Annotated in this window: 15 protein-coding genes and 1 pseudogene; 9 read left to right on the plus strand and 7 right to left on the minus strand. The window is 61.2% G+C overall.

Translation table 11 applies throughout. From position 1 onward, the window contains the following. Window positions 1-64 precede the first annotated feature (64 nt). The 3 genes from KYK33_RS08880 to purF all read left to right on the plus strand — a co-directional run bounded on the left by KYK33_RS08880 (window position 65) and on the right by purF (window position 3,808). A complete protein-coding gene (locus KYK33_RS08880) occupies window positions 65-1,654 on the plus strand; it encodes an AbgT family transporter (protein WP_224432736.1) in 1,590 nt (529 codons plus the stop codon). 123 nt (window positions 1,655-1,777) lie between these two features. Next, entirely contained in the window at window positions 1,778-2,269 is a 492-nt protein-coding gene (locus tag KYK33_RS08885; protein WP_224432737.1) for a CvpA family protein, read from the plus strand. An 18-nt stretch (window positions 2,270-2,287) separates the two neighbouring features. Continuing rightward, complete coding sequence (gene purF / locus KYK33_RS08890) at window positions 2,288-3,808, plus strand: amidophosphoribosyltransferase (protein WP_042042894.1); 1,521 nt, start codon at window positions 2,288-2,290, stop codon at window positions 3,806-3,808. An 84-nt stretch (window positions 3,809-3,892) separates the two neighbouring features. Here the strand turns inward: purF and KYK33_RS08895 are convergent, their stop codons facing one another. Then, entirely contained in the window at window positions 3,893-4,492 is a 600-nt protein-coding gene (locus tag KYK33_RS08895) for a Yip1 family protein (RefSeq protein WP_042042893.1), read from the minus strand. Between the two features lie 151 nt (window positions 4,493-4,643). Between KYK33_RS08895 and miaE the strand changes: the two are divergent. Further along, window positions 4,644-5,412: pseudogene (gene miaE / locus KYK33_RS08900) on the plus strand (tRNA isopentenyl-2-thiomethyl-A-37 hydroxylase MiaE). Window positions 5,413-5,571: 159 nt separating this feature from the next. On the opposite strand, the gene KYK33_RS08905 reads toward miaE, so the two are convergent. The 6 genes from KYK33_RS08905 to pspF all read right to left on the minus strand — a co-directional run bounded on the left by KYK33_RS08905 (window position 5,572) and on the right by pspF (window position 12,237). Continuing rightward, on the minus strand, window positions 5,572-6,372 hold the full coding sequence (locus KYK33_RS08905; RefSeq protein ID WP_224432739.1) for a peptide ABC transporter ATP-binding protein: 801 nt from the start codon (window positions 6,370-6,372) through the stop codon (window positions 5,572-5,574). A 97-nt stretch (window positions 6,373-6,469) separates the two neighbouring features. Then, window positions 6,470-7,468 (minus strand): peptide ABC transporter ATP-binding protein, encoded by a 999-nt coding sequence (locus tag KYK33_RS08910; RefSeq protein ID WP_224432740.1) that lies wholly within the window; start codon window positions 7,466-7,468, stop codon window positions 6,470-6,472. Between the two features lie 64 nt (window positions 7,469-7,532). Further along, window positions 7,533-8,426: an ABC transporter permease subunit gene (locus KYK33_RS08915; RefSeq protein WP_224432741.1), complete on the minus strand. Its 894-nt coding sequence runs from the start codon at window positions 8,424-8,426 to the stop codon at window positions 7,533-7,535. Further along, window positions 8,410-9,369 carry an ABC transporter permease gene (locus KYK33_RS08920; protein ID WP_042042888.1) on the minus strand — a complete coding sequence of 320 codons (960 nt, stop codon included), beginning with the start codon at window positions 9,367-9,369 and terminating at the stop codon, window positions 8,410-8,412. Before KYK33_RS08920 ends, KYK33_RS08915 begins: the two co-directional genes overlap by 17 nt. 120 nt (window positions 9,370-9,489) lie before the next feature. Next, window positions 9,490-11,085 (minus strand): ABC transporter substrate-binding protein SapA, encoded by a 1,596-nt coding sequence (sapA, locus tag KYK33_RS08925; RefSeq protein WP_224432981.1) that lies wholly within the window; start codon window positions 11,083-11,085, stop codon window positions 9,490-9,492. Window positions 11,086-11,169: 84 nt separating this feature from the next. Further along, on the minus strand, window positions 11,170-12,237 hold the full coding sequence (gene pspF, locus KYK33_RS08930) for a phage shock protein operon transcriptional activator (RefSeq protein ID WP_224432742.1): 1,068 nt from the start codon (window positions 12,235-12,237) through the stop codon (window positions 11,170-11,172). 195 nt (window positions 12,238-12,432) lie between these two features. Between pspF and pspA the strand changes: the two genes are divergently transcribed. From pspA to KYK33_RS08955, 5 genes are all read left to right on the plus strand, one after another. Beyond that, entirely contained in the window at window positions 12,433-13,110 is a 678-nt protein-coding gene (pspA, locus tag KYK33_RS08935) for a phage shock protein PspA (protein ID WP_042042885.1), read from the plus strand. A gap of 3 nt (window positions 13,111-13,113) precedes the next feature. Next, window positions 13,114-13,350, plus strand: a complete 237-nt coding sequence (pspB, locus tag KYK33_RS08940) for an envelope stress response membrane protein PspB (protein ID WP_005907556.1) — start codon at window positions 13,114-13,116, stop codon at window positions 13,348-13,350. Between the two features lie 192 nt (window positions 13,351-13,542). Continuing rightward, on the plus strand, window positions 13,543-13,950 hold the full coding sequence (pspC, locus tag KYK33_RS08945; RefSeq protein WP_224432743.1) for an envelope stress response membrane protein PspC: 408 nt from the start codon (window positions 13,543-13,545) through the stop codon (window positions 13,948-13,950). Further along, on the plus strand, window positions 13,947-15,362 hold the full coding sequence (locus KYK33_RS08950; RefSeq protein ID WP_224432744.1) for a YcjX family GTP-binding protein: 1,416 nt from the start codon (window positions 13,947-13,949) through the stop codon (window positions 15,360-15,362). Before pspC ends, KYK33_RS08950 begins: the two co-directional genes overlap by 4 nt. Window positions 15,363-15,549: 187 nt before the next feature. Beyond that, entirely contained in the window at window positions 15,550-16,575 is a 1,026-nt protein-coding gene (locus KYK33_RS08955) for a YcjF family protein (protein WP_042042882.1), read from the plus strand. The last annotated feature ends 172 nt before the right edge of the window (window positions 16,576-16,747 follow it).

Consider the following 16,747-nt stretch of genomic DNA (forward strand, 5'->3'; position numbering starts at 1 on the left):
TAGAAACGCAGGCGTATCGGCTGCACCGGCCGATTGCATGTTTCAAATGAATAAGGAGTAATTGATGACGTCGAGGACGACACCATTGGCGCCCGCGCGCCCCGGCCTGTTCAACCGCTTTTTGAACGGGGTCGAATGGCTTGGTAATCTGCTACCACATCCCATCACACTATTTGCCCTCTTCTCCCTCACTCTGATTGTGGCCTCCGGCATCGCCGCCTGGCTGGGCGTCAGCGTGGTGGATCCGCGCCCGGAAGGGGCGCCCGGCCGCAGCGTCGACGGCATGATAACCGTAGTCAGCCTGCTCAGCGCCGAAGGCTTGCAACGCATCGTCTCCAACCTGGTGACCAACTTCACCGGCTTCGCACCGCTGGGCACTGTGCTGGTGGCGTTGCTCGGGGTGGGCATTGCCGAACACTCCGGCCTGCTCAGCGCCGCCATGCGGGGCATGGTGATGAGCGCCTCCCGCCGCATGGTCACGCTGACCATCGTCTTTGCCGGGATCATGTCCAACACGGCGGCCGAGCTTGGCTACGTGGTGCTGATCCCCCTGGCGGCCATGATCTTCCACTCCCTGGGTCGCCATCCTCTGGCGGGTCTGGCGGCGGCCTTTGCCGGTGTCTCCGGTGGCTACTCTGCCAATCTGCTGCTTGGCACCGTGGATCCCCTGCTCGCAGGCATCACCCAGATAGCGGCCCGCATCATCGATCCCGGTTATGTGGTCGGCCCCGAGGTGAACTGGTACTTCATGTTCGTCAGTACCTTCCTCATCACCGGCCTGGGCGCCTGGGTGACCGAGAAGATAGTCGAACCCAAGCTCGGTAAATATGACCCGAGCGAGGCGAGTGTCTCTCTGGATCAACAGGCAGAGTCCCTGACTGCCCGGGAGAAGCGTGGCCTCTGGTCGGCCCTGGTGGCCGTGCTGGTGGTCAGTGGCCTGCTGGCGCTGACCGTGGTACCAGCGGATGGCATATTGCGCCATCCTGAGACGGGGGCCATTGCGGGCTCTCCCTTCCTGCACGGCATTGTCGCCTTCATCTTCGTCTTCTTCGCCGTGCCAGGTTTTGTCTACGGCAAGGTCGTGGGCACCATGAAGAGCGACAAGGACGTGATCAAGGCGATGTCCACCAGCATGAGTACCATGGGCATGTACATCGTCCTGGTGTTCTTCGCGGCCCAGTTCGTTGCCTACTTCTCCTGGACCAACTTCGGGACAGTGTTTGCGGTCAAGGGGGCAGGGGCCCTGCAGGCTCTGGGCCTGACCGGTCCCGGTCTCTTCTTTGGTTTCATACTGATGTGCGCCGTCATCAACCTGATGATTGGTTCGGCATCGGCCCAGTGGGCGGTCACGGCGCCCATCTTCGTGCCCATGTTGATGCTGATTGGTTACTCCCCTGAGGTCATCCAGGCGGCATACCGGATCGGGGATTCAGTGACCAACATCATCACCCCCATGATGAGCTACTTCGGCTTGATCCTGGCGGTGGCGGTGCGTTACCAGAAATCCTTAGGGATAGGCACGCTCATTGCGACCATGCTGCCCTATACCCTGGTATTCCTGCTGGGCTGGAGCCTGCTGTTCTATGTCTGGGTGTTCGTGCTGGGGCTGCCGGTCGGCCCGGGCGCCGCCACTTTCTACCCGGCACAGGGCTAAGTCATCAGGGGCGCCAACTGGGCGCCCCTTCATTTTTGGCGGGGAAGGGAAGAAGTTTCCCAAGCAATCCGCAATCGTTTTTGTTAGAATTCGCCGCAATTTTGCAAGACACACGAACGACTCATGGTTTGGATTGATTACACAATTTTGGGCATCGTTGCCCTCTCAGCCCTGATAAGCCTGGTGCGTGGTTTCGTCAAGGAAGCCATGTCCCTCGTTACCTGGTTTGTCGCCTTCTTTATCGCCAGTAACTTCTACCCCGATCTCGCCGTCTTCTTCACCTCCATCACCGATCAGCTGCTGCGCAATGGCTTGGCCATCGCGGCCCTCTTCGTCGCAACCCTGATCCTTGGCGCCATCGTCAACTATGTGGTGGGGGAGCTGGTCAACAAGACGGGGCTATCGGGTACGGATCGGGTACTCGGCATCTGCTTCGGTGCCCTGCGTGGTGCGCTCATCGTCAGCGCCCTGCTGTTTTTTATGGATACCTTCACCAGCCTGCCTCAGGCGGATTGGTGGCAGGGATCCCGGTTGATCCCCGAATTCGGGCTGGTCATCCAGTGGTTCTTTGATTTCATGCAGAACTCATCGAGTTTTCTTAAACAGGTACAGTGACTTCGAGGTAGCAAGGACATGTGTGGTATTGTCGGTATAGTTGGCACCACCCCCGTCAATCAGGCCCTCTACGACGCCTTGACGGTGTTGCAGCACAGGGGCCAGGACGCCGCCGGGATCGTGACCATTGATAGTGGAAACTTCCGGCAACGCAAGGCCAACGGCCTGGTGAAGGACGTGTTTGAAGTGCGTCACATGCAGCGACTGAAAGGGCATATCGGCATTGGACATGTCCGATATCCCACCGCCGGCAGCTCCAGCGCCGCGGAAGCCCAGCCTTTTTACGTCAACTCCCCCTATGGCATGGTGCTGGCCCATAACGGCAACCTCACCAACGCCAAAGATCTGAAAGAGCAGCAGTTCAAGGTCGCTCGCCGCCACATCAACACCACCTCGGACTCCGAAGTGCTGCTGAACGTGCTGGCTCACGAGCTGGATCTGTGCGACAAGATGGCGCTGCGTCCGGAAGATATCTTCCAGGCCGTGCGCAAGACCCATCAGCAGATCCGTGGTGCTTACGCCGTGGTCTCCCTGGTGATAGGCCATGGCCTCATCGGCTTCCGTGATCCCAACGGCATACGCCCGCTGATCCTGGGTCGCCGTATCGATGAACAGGGCCAGCTCGAATACATGCTCGCCTCCGAGAGTGTGGCGCTCGATGCCATCGGGTTCGAGACGGTACGTGACGTCGCCCCGGGCGAGGCCATCTACATCACCGAGCAGGGCCAGCTCTTCTCCGAGCAGTGCAGCGATGCGCCACAGATAAACCCCTGCATCTTCGAATACGTCTACTTCGCCCGCCCTGACTCGTGCATCGACAAGGTCTCCGTCTATGCCGCGCGTCTCAACATGGGCCGCAAACTGGGCAAGAAGATCGCCCGTGACTGGGACGATCTGGACGTGGATGTGGTCATTCCCATCCCGGAAACCTCCTGTGATGTGGCGTTGGAAATCGCCCACACCCTGGGGCTGCCTTACCGCCAGGGCTTCGTGAAGAACCGCTACATAGGCCGGACCTTCATCATGCCGGGCCAGACCCAGCGCAAGAAATCGGTGCGCCGCAAGCTCAATGCCATCGGCTCCGAGTTCAAGGGCAAGAAGGTGTTGTTGGTGGATGACTCCATCGTCCGCGGCACCACCTCGGAGCAGATCATCCAGATGGCCCGCGAAGCTGGCGCCGCCAAGGTCTACTTCGCCTCGGCCGCCCCCGAGATCCGCTTCCCCAACGTCTATGGCATCGACATGCCAACCGCCAACGAGCTGATCGCCCATGGTCGTGAAGTGGAAGAGGTGTGTGCGCTTATCGGTGCCGACGGGCTGATATTCCAGGATCTGGAAGATCTGGAAGAGGCGGTGCGTGAGCTGAACCCGGAACTGCGTCACTTCGAGACTTCGGTGTTCAACGGTAACTACGTGACTGCGGATGTGGATCAGGCTTATCTGGATCACCTCAACTCCCTGCGCAACGACGACAACAAGGCGGTGCGTGAGTGGCAGGAAGAGACCAACAATCTGGAAATTTTTAACGAAGGTAGTTAAACGTTTTCCAGGTTGTGTGAGACAGCATGCAAGACAACGGAGGCCAATGGCCTCCGTTTTTCATGGGCGTTAGCCGCATTCCGGCTAGCTGGTAAAGACGGGCCCCAGCCCCCAATCCCAGACGAGCACAGTCCCCGCCATCAGGCAGACCAGCAACACCAGGCCGCAGGTCACCATGGAGCTGGCATAGATGAAGCCTTGCTCCTCGGGGATATGCATCAGTATGGGGATGCCGGTGTAGAGCAGGTAGATGGACCAGGCCAGCCCCACCAAGCCCACCAGCATGATGAACCACATCACGGGATAGAGGGCGGCAAAGCCGGTCATGAACAGCGGGGTTGCCGTGTAGGCGGCCAACTCGAGGGTCTGGGACATATTGGGGTTGGCGCCGAAGGTGCGGGCCATCCAGAGTGCCAGTACTGCCAACAGGACGACGGCGACCATGAGCGCCAGATACATGGCGCTCGCCATCCAGACGCCGCTACTCATGGTCAGCATGATGGGATCGCCGCGACCCACTTGCCAGCCAATGTGCACGGCGGAGAAGTAACAGCAGACGGCGGGGATCAGCGCCATCAGCGCGACATGGGTGAGGCTGTGGCCGACGGTTTCCTGGTGGTCGTCTATGTCGTGCCACTCATCTTTCGGGTGGGCGTAAAGCCCCCATATATGGTTCAGGATCATGATATTACCCCTAAATATGGCGAACCTCGGCTGGTTTGCCCTGCCATTAGTTATTGTTAATGATCTCCTGGTCGTCAAGGCGGGGGCTGGACTCGAGTTCCCCGCCAAGATCCGGTAACATGGCGCCCCCATCCCGTATCGAGGTCATTCGATGGACGCCTTGCTCGCGCCAGTTCGCCAATTTCTGCACTGTGACACCCCGGATGAATGGATTGAGGTTGCGCGGGATCCTGCCAATCTGCCCACACTGCTCATCGACCATGCCAACTGCGAGAACAAGGCCGCGCTCACCGCTCACAGTCTGGTGCGTCGTTACTGTCTGCCCAAGGGCAAGCGCCACCTATTGCCCAAGCTCGATTTTTACCGGGAGCTGGATGCCTTGCCTGAGAAGGCGCAGATCCTGGGCAAGCGCACCATGGGGGAGGAGGCCAGGACGGTCTTTGACGAGCTGGAGCGCAACGAACTGCTGGTAAAGATGGTGCGTCTCATCCAGGAGGAGTTGCACCATTTCGAACAGGTACTTGAACTGATGGCGGCGCGCGGCATTCATTACGGCGCCGTGAACGCTTCCCGCTACGCGCGCAGCCTGCTGCAACATGTGCGCACCTATGAGCCTGCCGCCGTCGTCGACAAGATGATCATCGGCGCTTATATCGAGGCGCGCTCCTGTGAGCGCTTCGCCAAGTTGGCACCGCATCTGGATGAGGAGCTGAGTCGTTTCTATACCTCTTTGCTGCGCTCTGAGGCCCGTCACTATCAGGATTATCTGGCGCTGGCCGAGCAGTATGCCGGTGAGGATATCAGCGAGCGTGTCGCCTTCTTCGGCGCCCTGGAGGCGAGTCTCATCCTCACGCCCGATGAACAGTTCCGCTTCCACAGCGGTCCCCCTTGTCAGATCTGACAGTGGCTGCACCCAGTAGGGGCACCTATCCTTGCAAGGGTTCCTGAACACAAGCGACGCAAGTGTCATGTTTGAGCGCAATTCCCGGCCACAGTGCCGGGTTTTTTTATGGGGAAAATAAGGGGGAGGGAAGAGTGGCTATGCCGCCAGCCGAGACGGGCGGCTGGCGGCGGCAAACTTAGCGGCGATATTCGTTGTTGTAGTTCTGGATAAGCTTCTTGGTCACCCCATGCTGGGGATCGGCAAAGACCTTGAGGGTCTTGCCACGCTCGACCACCTGGCCATCATGCATCACCAGTACCTCGTCGCTGATGTGGCTCACCACCCCCAGATCGTTGGCCACCAGCACGTAGCTGAGCCCCATGGTCTCCTGCATCTCCAGCAGCAGGTTGATGATCTGGGAGCGTACCGAGATATCCAGGGTCGACAGGGCCTCGTCGGCGACCACTATCTTGGGATTGAGGATCAGTGCCCGGGCCAGGGCAACCCGCTGTTGCTGGCCCGCCGACAGCATCTGGGGGTAGAAGAAGGCGTGATCCGCGAGCATGCCCACCATGCGCAGGGTCTGCATCACCTTCTCCTCCCGCTCCTCTTCACTCAGCTCGGTATTGAGGCGCAGTGGTGTCTCCAGGATCTGGCCCACCCGGATCTTGCGATTGAGGGAGGAGTTGGGGTCCTGGAAGATCATTCGCAGCAGCTTGCAGCGGGCCTGATAATCCCCATGGCGCATCAACTGCCCCTCGATGTGGATCTCGCCGCTGGACGGTTCAATCATGCCCGCCAGGATCCGCGCGAGGGTGCTCTTGCCGGAACCCGCCTCACCGACGATGGCCAGGGTCTGGCCCACCTCGAGATCGAAGGAGAGCGGCTTGACGGCCTGTACGGCGCGGGATCGAAACAGGCCGGTACGGTTCTGATAGGTCTTGCTGAGCGACCGGACCTGGAGCAGAGAGGGGGAAAAAGTGGGCTCGTTCAACACAGGTATGACTCCGGGATCAGCATAACGACGGGAACATGGATCCGCGTCCTGGGGTGAATGCGCTCAGGCATTGCGGTACGCAACGGGAGGCTGGCCATCATTTCTTGGGCTCCTCCATGTTCAGGGGGAAGTGACAGCTGAACTGATGGCCCTTGATCTTGCTCATCAAGGGGGTCTGCACGCAGAGCTTCTGGGCGTGGGGGCAACGGGGCCCGAGTCGACAGCCGATCGGCAAGTGCTGCAGGGGGGGGATCACCCCGGGCAGGGTCTCGAGTCTGGACTTGTGACGCACCAGCTTGTCAAAATCCGGGATCGACTGGAGCAGGGCATGGGTATAGGGGTGATGGGGCGATCCCAGGATCTGCTCCCGTGTGCCCACTTCCACCATCTGGCCGCAGTACATGACATTGATGTTGTCGGTCAGGTTGGCGATGGCGGCGATGTCGTTGCTGATGATGAGGATGGTGGTGTTGCCCAGCTTGTTCATCTTGTCGAGCAGACGCAATATCTGGGAGTGGGTGGTGGACTCCATGGCGCTAGTGGGCTCGTCCGCCACCAGCAATCGCGGCTGGTTGGCAATGGCCATGGCGATCATCACCTTCTGACACATGCCGTCCGACAGCTCATGGGGATAGGCCCGCATCACCTTGCGGTGATCTTTCACGCCGACTCTGTGCAGCAGGGCGATGGCCTGCTTCTTGCGCCATTGGAAACTCTGCCAGAGCTTGCCCTTGAAGGCGGTGGTGGGGATGGCAGCCTCCAGCTGGGTGCCTATCACCTCCGAGGGATCCAGGCAGCTGGTGGGATCCTGGAAGATCATGGCTATCTCGCGACCCATGATGCGGCGTCGCTCCCTGGGCTCCATGGTGAGCAAGTCCATGTCATTGAAGCGCATCCGATCGGCCCGCACCGTCCAGTTATCCTTCTGGATACCGACAATCACCTTGGCCACCAGACTCTTGCCCGAGCCGGATTCCCCCACCAGACCGCGGATCTCCCCCTCGCTCAGGGTCAGGCTCACCTTGTCGACGGCCTTGACCTTGCCCTGGGGCGTGTCGATTTCGATGGTGAGGTTGCGTATATCAAGCAGTGGCATCAGGCGATCCCTCCTGTGAGAGGGGTGGAGATGCCCGGGCTGCGAATATCATGGTTCACCCGCATCAGTCATTTCCCTCTTTGAGTGCTTCTCTTATTCCTTCACCGACCAGGTTGGTGACCAGCACGCTAAACAGGATGGCCATCCCTGGCAGAGTGACTGTCCAGGGCGCCAGATAGATGAGGTCGCTCGAGTCGGCCAGCATGGTTCCCCACTCAGGTTGGGGGGACTGGGCACCGAGGCCGAGGAAGCCCACCGCCGATATATCCAGTATGGCAGCCGACAGGGTGCGGGTGGTCTGGGCCACCAGGGTCTCGACGATGTTGGGCAGCACGGCCAGCCGCATGATGCGCCAGGGGGGCGAGCCGTCGAGGCGGCTGGCGATGATGTACTCCTTCTGCATCTCGGTATGGACGGCGTTATAGGTGGCGCGGATGAAGGGCGGGATCAGCGCGAGGGTGATGGCGATCAGGGTATTGCCAAGACCGGGGCCCAGGATGGCGACCATGATGATGACCATCAACAAGGACGGAATAGAGAGCAGGGTATCGAGCAGATGGTGCAGCACGCTCGATTTCAGCCCTCGGCTCATGCCGGCCAGCATGCCGATCAGGGTGCCGATCACCATGGCGATCGTCACCACCCCCAGGGCATAGCCGAAGGTGAGCCGGGCGCCGACCACCAGTCGCGACAGCATGTCGCGGCCCAGATCATCGGTGCCGAGGAAGTAGTCGATATTGCCGCTGTTGGCCCAGGAGGGAGCCAGCAGCAGATGCTCGCTGTGCTGCTCATCTATGCCATAAGGGACCAGCAACGGGCCAATCAGGGTCAGCAGCAGCAGGGCGACAAAGCACCAGAGCCCGGCCATGGCCAGTGGATTACGCCGGTAGGCCGCCCAGGTCTGCTCCAGGGGGGAGAGGATCCGCAGCTCGGGGTAGAGATTATCCTTGTCTTGCATACAACTCCTTGCGCCGCGCCGGATAGATGAGCGTGGTCAGCAGGTCGGTACTGACACTGATGAAGATGACGAAACCGGCGACCACCAGGGTGGCGCCACGGATGGCGGCATAGTCCTGCAGGGCGATGCTGTTGATGAGCCAGCGTCCTATGCCATGCCACTCGAACACCACTTCGGTGATCATGGCGGAGGTGAGTACACTGCCGAGCTGCAGGCCGAGCAGGGGCAGCACCGGGGGCAGGGCATTCTTCAGGCCATGGCGCCAGACAATCTGGCGGCGGGAGAGGCCGCGACTGGCGGCAGCCTTGATGTAGTTCTGCTTCATCACGTCGATGAGGGAACTGCGCACATGGCGGATCACCTCTGTGGTGGGCACCACGGCTAGGACCAGAGAGGGCAGTATCATGTGGCGCAGGGCATCGTGCAGCGCGGCATCACGCCAGGGCTCCTCGCTCAGCAGCACATCGACCAGGGCGACCCCGGTGATCGATGGCACGTCATAGAGCAGACTGAGCTGGCCGGAGGCGGGCAGCCAGCCGAGATCCAGGGAGAAGAACATCACCACCAGCAGCGCCAGCCAGAACACGGGCACCGCGTAGCCGATGAGGCCGGCGGTCATGATGCCCATATCCAGGCCACGGCCCTGATAGAGGGCCGCCAGGGTGCCCAGCGGAATGCCGATACACAAGGAGATGGCAAAGGCGGCGACGCACAGGCTCAAGGTGGCCGGGAAGTAGTGGCGGATCTCATCGAGCACGGGGCGCCCCGAGACGCTGGAGACCCCCAGGTCTCCCTCGAAGATATGGCGCAGGAAATCGGGGTAGCCGCTCCAGAAGCTCGGTTGCTGGCCGAGCAGACGGTAATCGAGCAGATAAGCGACCACCGTCAATGCCAGCAGGGTGATGAGCAGCAGATTGATACGACGCAATATGTAAAACAGCATGCTAGTGCCTCTGCGACGGGATGAAGAGGGCGTCCCCCTGGGGACGAATGAGCAGGCCAGCGCTGTCAGCAGGCTGGTCGGAGGCTAGCCATGGCAGGGATGATGTCCGGATTGGCATGCTCATTTGCGGTGGACCTGATTGAAGGAGGTGCCACCGAAGGGCATCAACTCCAGCCCCAGCACGTCCTTGCGACTGGCCTGGATACGCAGGGCATGCGCCAGGGGGATCAGGGGCAGCTGCTCGTTGAGCATGCGCTGGGCATAATAGTAGTTGCGCAGCCGGAACGAGAGCTTGCCGCTGCCCACCGCATCGTCGAGCAACTGATCGAAGGCCGGGTTGCACCAGCGGCTGTCGTTGTTGCCCTGGGCTACGGCGTTGCAGCTCAGCAGCTGGCGGAAGAAGTTGTCCGGATCGGCGTTGTCGGCCATCCAGCCCGATAACAGGCTGTCGTAATTCCCCTTGCTCAGACGCTGCTCTATGACGGGAGCCTCCTGCTGCACGATGCGCAGCCGTATGCCCACCTCGGCGAGATCGTTGCGGATGAGCTGAGCCGTCTTCAAGGCGTCCGGGTTGTAGGGGTGCGAACCTGGCGGCACCAGTACCTGCATCTCGAAACCCTGGGGCAGTCCCGCCTCCTTGAGCTGCGCCCGCGCCCGGTCGAGATCCTGCTTGCGACTCGGCGAGCTGGGATCATAACCCCAGGAGCGCGGCGGCAGCAGGCTGTTGGCACTCTGGCCAGTCCCGAAATAGACCGCTTGCAACAGATTGGGCACATTGATGGCACTGGCGATGGCCTGGCGTACCTGCACCTTGTTGAAGGGCGCTTTGCGGGTATTGAGGGCGAGGAAGGCCACGTTCATGCCGGGCTGCACCGCCAGGGTGAGATCATCATGCTGCTGGATCACCGACAGCTGACTGGCGGAGGGGTAGCTCATCACGTCACATTCACCGGTGAGCAGCTTGGCGAGCCGCTTGGAGGATTTGGGGGTGATGTCATAGACCAGCTGTTCGAGGGGGGCCGGGCCGCGCCAGTAACCGGGATGGCGCTCGAAGCGGATGAACTCGTTGTGGCGATACTCCTTGAAGCGAAAAGGGCCAGTCCCTATGGGGCGGCTGTCGAGCAGGGCGGGGGTACCGGCGGCCAGCATGGCCTGGCCATACTCGGCAGAGAGCACCACCGCATAGTCACTCGCCAGGGTGGCGAGGAAGGAGGCATCGGGGCGATTGAGCTCGAATACCACCTGATAGGGGCCCGTCTTGCGCACACTGTGCAGCAGATTATCCAGCCCCAGGCTGGTGAAATAGGGGTAGTGGCCGCCAGAAACATGGTGATAGGGGTTCGCGCTGTCGAGCAGCCGCTGCCAGGTGAACAGCACATCGTCGGCGTTGAGGGGGCGACTGGGGGAGAACCAGGCGGTGTGATGGAACAACACATCCTGACGCAGGTTCAGGGTGTAGATGAGCCCATCCTCGCTCACCTGCCAGTCGCGGGCCAGACTGCCGTGCAGCGCCAGGGTATAGGGATCCGATTCCAGCAGGCGATCGTAGAGGGGGCGGGCGCTGGCATCCAGGGTTGCCCCCGAATTGGCCAACTGGGGATTGAAGGTCTGGGGCGCCCCTTCGCTGCAGTAGATGAGCCCCGTTGTGGAGGCTTCCGTCTGTTTCTGACAGCCGCCAAGCAGTACGAGACTGGCGAGCAGCAGTGGTGTGAGCATTCTCATTATGAAACCATGTCGTTAGCAAGTTGGCGAAGCCGATGGCCCCCACGGCGGCGACCTGTCACAGGACGCTCCACCTTTTCAGACGGGGTCATTGTCCCCGTCCAGCAGCTGATATTTGCGTAACATCCCGCGAAACTGGTGGTAACTCAGGGTCAGCAGTTGGGCGGCTTTGCGCTGATTATACTGGGATTGTCGCATCGCTTGCTTGAGTAAATCTATCTCGACGCTCGCCACCTGGGTTTTCAGATCGCAAGGCAGGGTCGGCAAAGAGAATGAAAAAGCCTCATTTGTATCAGCTGTATCCGCCTCTTGCCCCGTGGATCCTCGGACCGGCTCGATGCCGGTGGTGGACGCGGTGCGCCGCGCCCCGGGACGCCAGGGAGAGTCGAAGGGGTTTATCACCAGTTCGCCGAGGGCCAGCCTGGGATTGGCCTGACGATAGATGCTGCGTTCAATCACGTTCTTGAGTTCGCGCACATTACCGGGCCAGTCGTAGTCGTGCAACCGTGCCTTCGCCTCCCGGGAGAAACCGGCGAACAGATCGTAACCCAGCTCTCGGGTCATGCCGTGGGCAAAATGCTCCGCCAGCAACAGGATGTCGTCGCGCCGCTCACGCAGGGGGGGAAGGGTGATGACATCGAAGGCCAGCCTGTCGAGCAGGTCATGGCGAAAGCCGCCACGTTCGGCCAGGGCAGGCAAGTCTTCATTGGTGGCGCACACCAGCCGCACATCCACGCTGAGCGCCTTGGCACCGCCAACCCGTTCGAACTCACCGTATTCGATGACCCGCAGCAGCTTCTCCTGAACCCGGGCGCTGGTGGTGGCCAGCTCGTCGAGGAAGAGGGTGCCCCCATCGGCGCGCTCGAAACGGCCCTGATGGCGCTTGGCGGCGCCGGTGAAGGATCCCGCCTCGTGGCCGAACAGCTCGGTTTCCAGCAGGCTCTCACTCAAGGTGGCGCAGTTGATGGTGACAAAGCTTTGATCCCAACGCGGCGAGAGATAATGTAGGCGATGGGCGATCAGCTCCTTGCCGGTGCCCCGCTCGCCGATGATGAGCACGGGTTTGCGCAGTGGCGCCAGCCGTGAGGTCTGTTCAACGATCTCGAGGAAGGCGTTCGACACGCCAAGCAGGCTTTCCGTGGCCATGATGTTCCCTGTGGTTGGTAAAAGCTGGTCAATCTTACCAAGAGTTGGTTATTTTTATCACCCTACTGTTCTTCATTCGAGTCATGTGGCATGGTGTTCCTAGATAAATCATTGGGTTAGCGATATTTAAATATTTGGCATGGTGGTTGCAATACTCGAATGGTAAATCACTCATGCAATCAAAGGAGTCTCATCATGAGCATTTTTTCCCGGTTAGCCGACATCATCAACTCCAACCTGACGGCGCTGCTGGACAAGGCGGAAGATCCGCAAAAAATGGTGCGCCTGATCATTCAGGAGATGGAAGATGAGTTGGTCAAGGAGCGCTCCAACCTGGCTCGCTTCCTGGCCGATCAGAAAGAGATTGGCCGCCAGGTCGCCCGCCATCAGGAGCGGGTCGACGAGTGGCAGAGCAAGGCCGAGCTGGCCCTCTCCAAGGGGCGTGAAGATTTGGCGCGCGCCGCCCTCATCGAGAAGAAGAAGCAGGCTGAGCTTGGCGATAACCTGGCGCGTGAGCGCCAGGCCGTGGACGCAGGCATCGACAAGCTGGGTGACGAGATCCGCCAGCTCGAAGCCAAGCTCGAAGATGCTCGCGCCCGTCAGAAGGCCATGGTCATCCGCACCGAGGCGGCCAGCAGCCGCTTGAATGTGCAGAGCCAGGTCGCCCGTGGCGGCAGCCAAGGGGTGGTCGACAAGTTTGAACGCATGGAGCGCCGTATTGACGAGATGGAGGCCCGCGCCGATCTGGGGCAGTCCGACAAGACCCTGGCGAGCCAGTTTGCCGAGCTGGAAGTCGACGATCAGATCAGCCGCGAGCTGGATGCCCTGCGCCAGAAGATGGGTCAGGCCAGCGACGGCAAACAGGGAGAGTAATGCATGGAAGACATTCTTGGCATATTCGTGGCACCCATCATGGTCTTCATGGTGGTGGTCGCCCCCATCTGGCTGGTGCTGCACTACAGGGCCAAGGGGCGGATCGGGGTCGGACTGGCCGATAACGAACGGGATCAGTTGCAGGGCCTCTTGCAAAAAGCCGACAAGATGCAGGAGCGGGTCGGGGCCCTCGAGTCCATTCTGGACGCCGAGGTACCTGGCTGGAGGAACAAGGTATGAGCTTCTCTATGCTGAATGATGAGTCCCGTATGGGTATATTCGGGGTCTCGGTATCCAGGCAGGACGCCGAGGTACCTGGCTGGAGGAACAAGGTATGAGCTTCTCTATGCTGAATGATGAGCCCCGTATGGGTGTGTTCGGAGTCTCGGTATCCAGGCAGGACGCCGAGGTACCTGGCTGGAGGAACAAGGTATGAGTGAATCCTTTGGACAAGAGAGCCGCCGCAATCTCTACCGCGATCCCCAGAAGGGGCGTATCGCCGGTATCTGTGCCGGTCTCGCCGAGTACTTTGGGGTCGAGACCTGGATAGTGCGATTGCTGGCCATCAGTGGCCTCATCTTCGCCGGTTTCATCACCTTCACCGCCTATATCGCGGCCTGGTTCCTGCTCGACAAGAAGCCGGTGTTGCTGACGCCCGACTCGCCGACTCCTGCGGAGAGCCGGATGAAGGCCCATAGCTGGCAGGCGGGCATGACGCCGCTGCAGGCCCTGGACAAGGTGAGCCGCGAGCTGGCCGCCCTGGAGCCCAGGGTGCAGCAGATCGAGAAACTGGTGACCTCCAAGGAGTTCACCCTGCAGCGAGAATTCAACAAACTTTGATACGCACTCTAGAGAGAAAGCTCTCGGCCTTGCAGCACAAGGCCGAGGACGCGGTGAATCGGGTGCGTGACAGGCACCTGCGTCTGGCGGTGACCGGCTTGTCGCGCAGCGGCAAGACCGCCTTCATCACCGCCCTGGTCCATCAGCTCGAGCATGCCGCCATCGATGGCCGCCTGCCCCTCTGGGATGCCGCCCGTCAGGGGCGTCTGCTGGGCGCGCGCCGCGTGCCTCAGCAGAATCTGCACATTCCCACCTTTCCCTATGAGCGGGGGCTGGGCAGCCTCTTCGCCCATCCCCCCGCCTGGCCTGAGGCGACCCGTGGCGTGGCCGAGGTTCGCCTCGAGCTGCGTTATCGCACCCGCCACCCTCTGCGTCGCCACTTGGGGGAGGTATCGACCCTCTATCTGGACTTGGTGGATTACCCGGGGGAGTGGTTGCTGGACCTGCCGCTGCTTGAGCTGAGCTACGAGCAGTGGAGCGAGCAGGTGCGCGAGCAGCTCAAACGCCCCGCCTTGCAAGCCCTGGCCGCGTCCTGGCAGCTGACCGAGCAGGGTCAGCCTTGGCGAGCGGAGCAAACATTTGATGAGGGGGAGGTGGCGCGTCTCGCCGAGCGTTACACCGACTATCTGCATGCCTGCAAGCGCGAGCTGGGGCTGCACCTCATTCAGCCCGGTCGTTTCGTGCTGCCGGGGGAATATCAGGGGGCCCCCATGTTGCAGTTCGTGCCCTGGGTCTGGGAGAGCCCCGCGGGAACCCTGGGGGAAGAGAGCCTGTATCTCACCCTCAAGCGGCGCTTCGAGCAGTACAAGCAGCATCTGGTGCAAGGCTTCTACGAGCAACATTTCGCCGGTTTCGATCGCCAGATAGTGCTGGTGGACTGTCTGCAACCCCTCAACGCCGGGGCCGAGAGCTTCGGCGACATGCAGCAATCCATCGCCCGCATCATGGAGAGCTTTGCCTATGGCAAGAGCAGCTGGTGGCGCCGCTTGTTTGCGCCGCGCATCGACAAGCTGCTGTTTGTGGCGAGCAAGGCCGATCACGTCACTCCGGATCAACATGCTCCCCTGGTCTCCTTGCTGCAGCATCTGGTGCAGAGCGGACGGGGTCAGGCGCGCTTCGAAGGCATCGTGACCGAGTGTCTGGCGCTGGCCTCCATCAAGGCGACCGACGCGGGCAAGGGCATGGCGGGCGGGCGCGAGTTTCCGGCCATCAAGGGCACCAGTCTCGCCGGTGAGCCACTGCTGATATTCCCGGGGGAAGTGCCGGCCCAGATCCCGTCTGCCGCCTGGTGGCAGGGTCAGCAATTCGACTTCCAGGCCTTCCGTCCTCTGCCCATGAGCCCCCATCAGGCGATGCCCCATATTCGCCTCGATGCCGCCCTGGAGTTCTTGCTGGGCGACAAGCTGGAATAGCGGCCACTGGGGTCCATCAGGGCAGAACGCCATGGCCTTGCATGATATGTCTCTATGCTCCCCGGCATGTCTGCTGGGGAGCGGTTGGAATAAATTGGCCCGGTTCGGGACACACAGTGTTGTGATCCCGGGTCTAGGGATCCATTGAATAACTCCCAGCTCAGAGGTTGGGAGAGAGGAGAGCGGCATGAATGAGCTAAAACAGGAGCCCAGGTTGCAGGGCAGAGTCGTGCTGGAAGAGCCGCTCACTCCCCCGGAGCCCGCCCCCCTTGCCAAGGCTCAGGTGCTGGAGGATGAGAGCTTCGAGCGGCTGGAAGCCCTGGATGAACTGACCGAGGTTGAACCCGCCTTGACGGTGCGCCCCCGACGCCGGCACCGATTGCTGGCCTGGGGCCTGGGGGCGGTCGGTCTGCTCTCCCTGGGGCAGTTTGTCGGCTTTCTCTATGAGAGCTTCCTCGCCTCGCCATTCTGGGGTGGAGCCTGGCTTGTCGCCTCCGGCCTGGTGCTGGTCGGCACCGCGACCGTGGTCGGACGCGAGTGGCTGCGGCTACGCAAACTCAAGCGGCGCCAGGATGTACGCTCCAAGGCCGAGGATCTGCTGGCCCATCAGGGGGTGGGGCAGGGGCAAGCCTTTTGCGAAGGGCTGGCGGTAAAAAGTGGCGACAAGGGGCGGGAGGGCTATCAGCACTGGCTCGCCCAGCTCGACGAGAGCCACAGCGATCGCGAGGTGCTGACCCTCTACAGCCAGCTGGTGCTGACCGAGCGCGACAAGCTAGCCCAGGCCCGGGTGGCCAAGTGGTCGGGGGAGGCGGCGGTGCTGGTGGCACTGAGCCCCCTCGCCGCCGTCGACATGATGCTGATGCTGTGGCGCAACCTGCGGATGATTGAAGATATCGCCGATGTCTATGCCATCGAGCTCGGCTACTGGAGCCGCATTCACCTGATCCGTCAGGTATTTCGCAACATGCTCTATGCCGGCGCGACCGAGCTGGTGACCGAGGTGGGCATGGATCTGCTGGGGGCGGAATTGACCGCCAAGCTCTCGGCCCGGGCGGCGCAAGGGGTGGGGGCCGGTCTGCTCACTGCCCGGCTTGGCCTGCGCACCATAGAGGCGTGCCGCCCGCTGCCCTGGTGCGCGGACGAGAAGCCCAGACTCTCCGAGATGCGCAAGGGGCTGGTGCGCAAGATAGCGGGCTACCTGAGCAAGGGGTAGTCGGGGGAGTAGCCCGCTTGTCACATTTTCTTTACATTCATCAATGCGCAGCCGACCCTGGGTCGGCTGCTTTTTTAGGGGAGAAATCGTTACAGTGATCCCATCAGGCCCTGCTGTCAGTGGTGGGGCAAGATAACCTCTTCTGAGCCAATGGGAGTGGCTCACGGACATG

It is taken from the genome of Aeromonas rivuli (assembly GCF_020149575.1).
Taxonomy (GTDB): domain Bacteria; phylum Pseudomonadota; class Gammaproteobacteria; order Enterobacterales; family Aeromonadaceae; genus Aeromonas; species Aeromonas rivuli.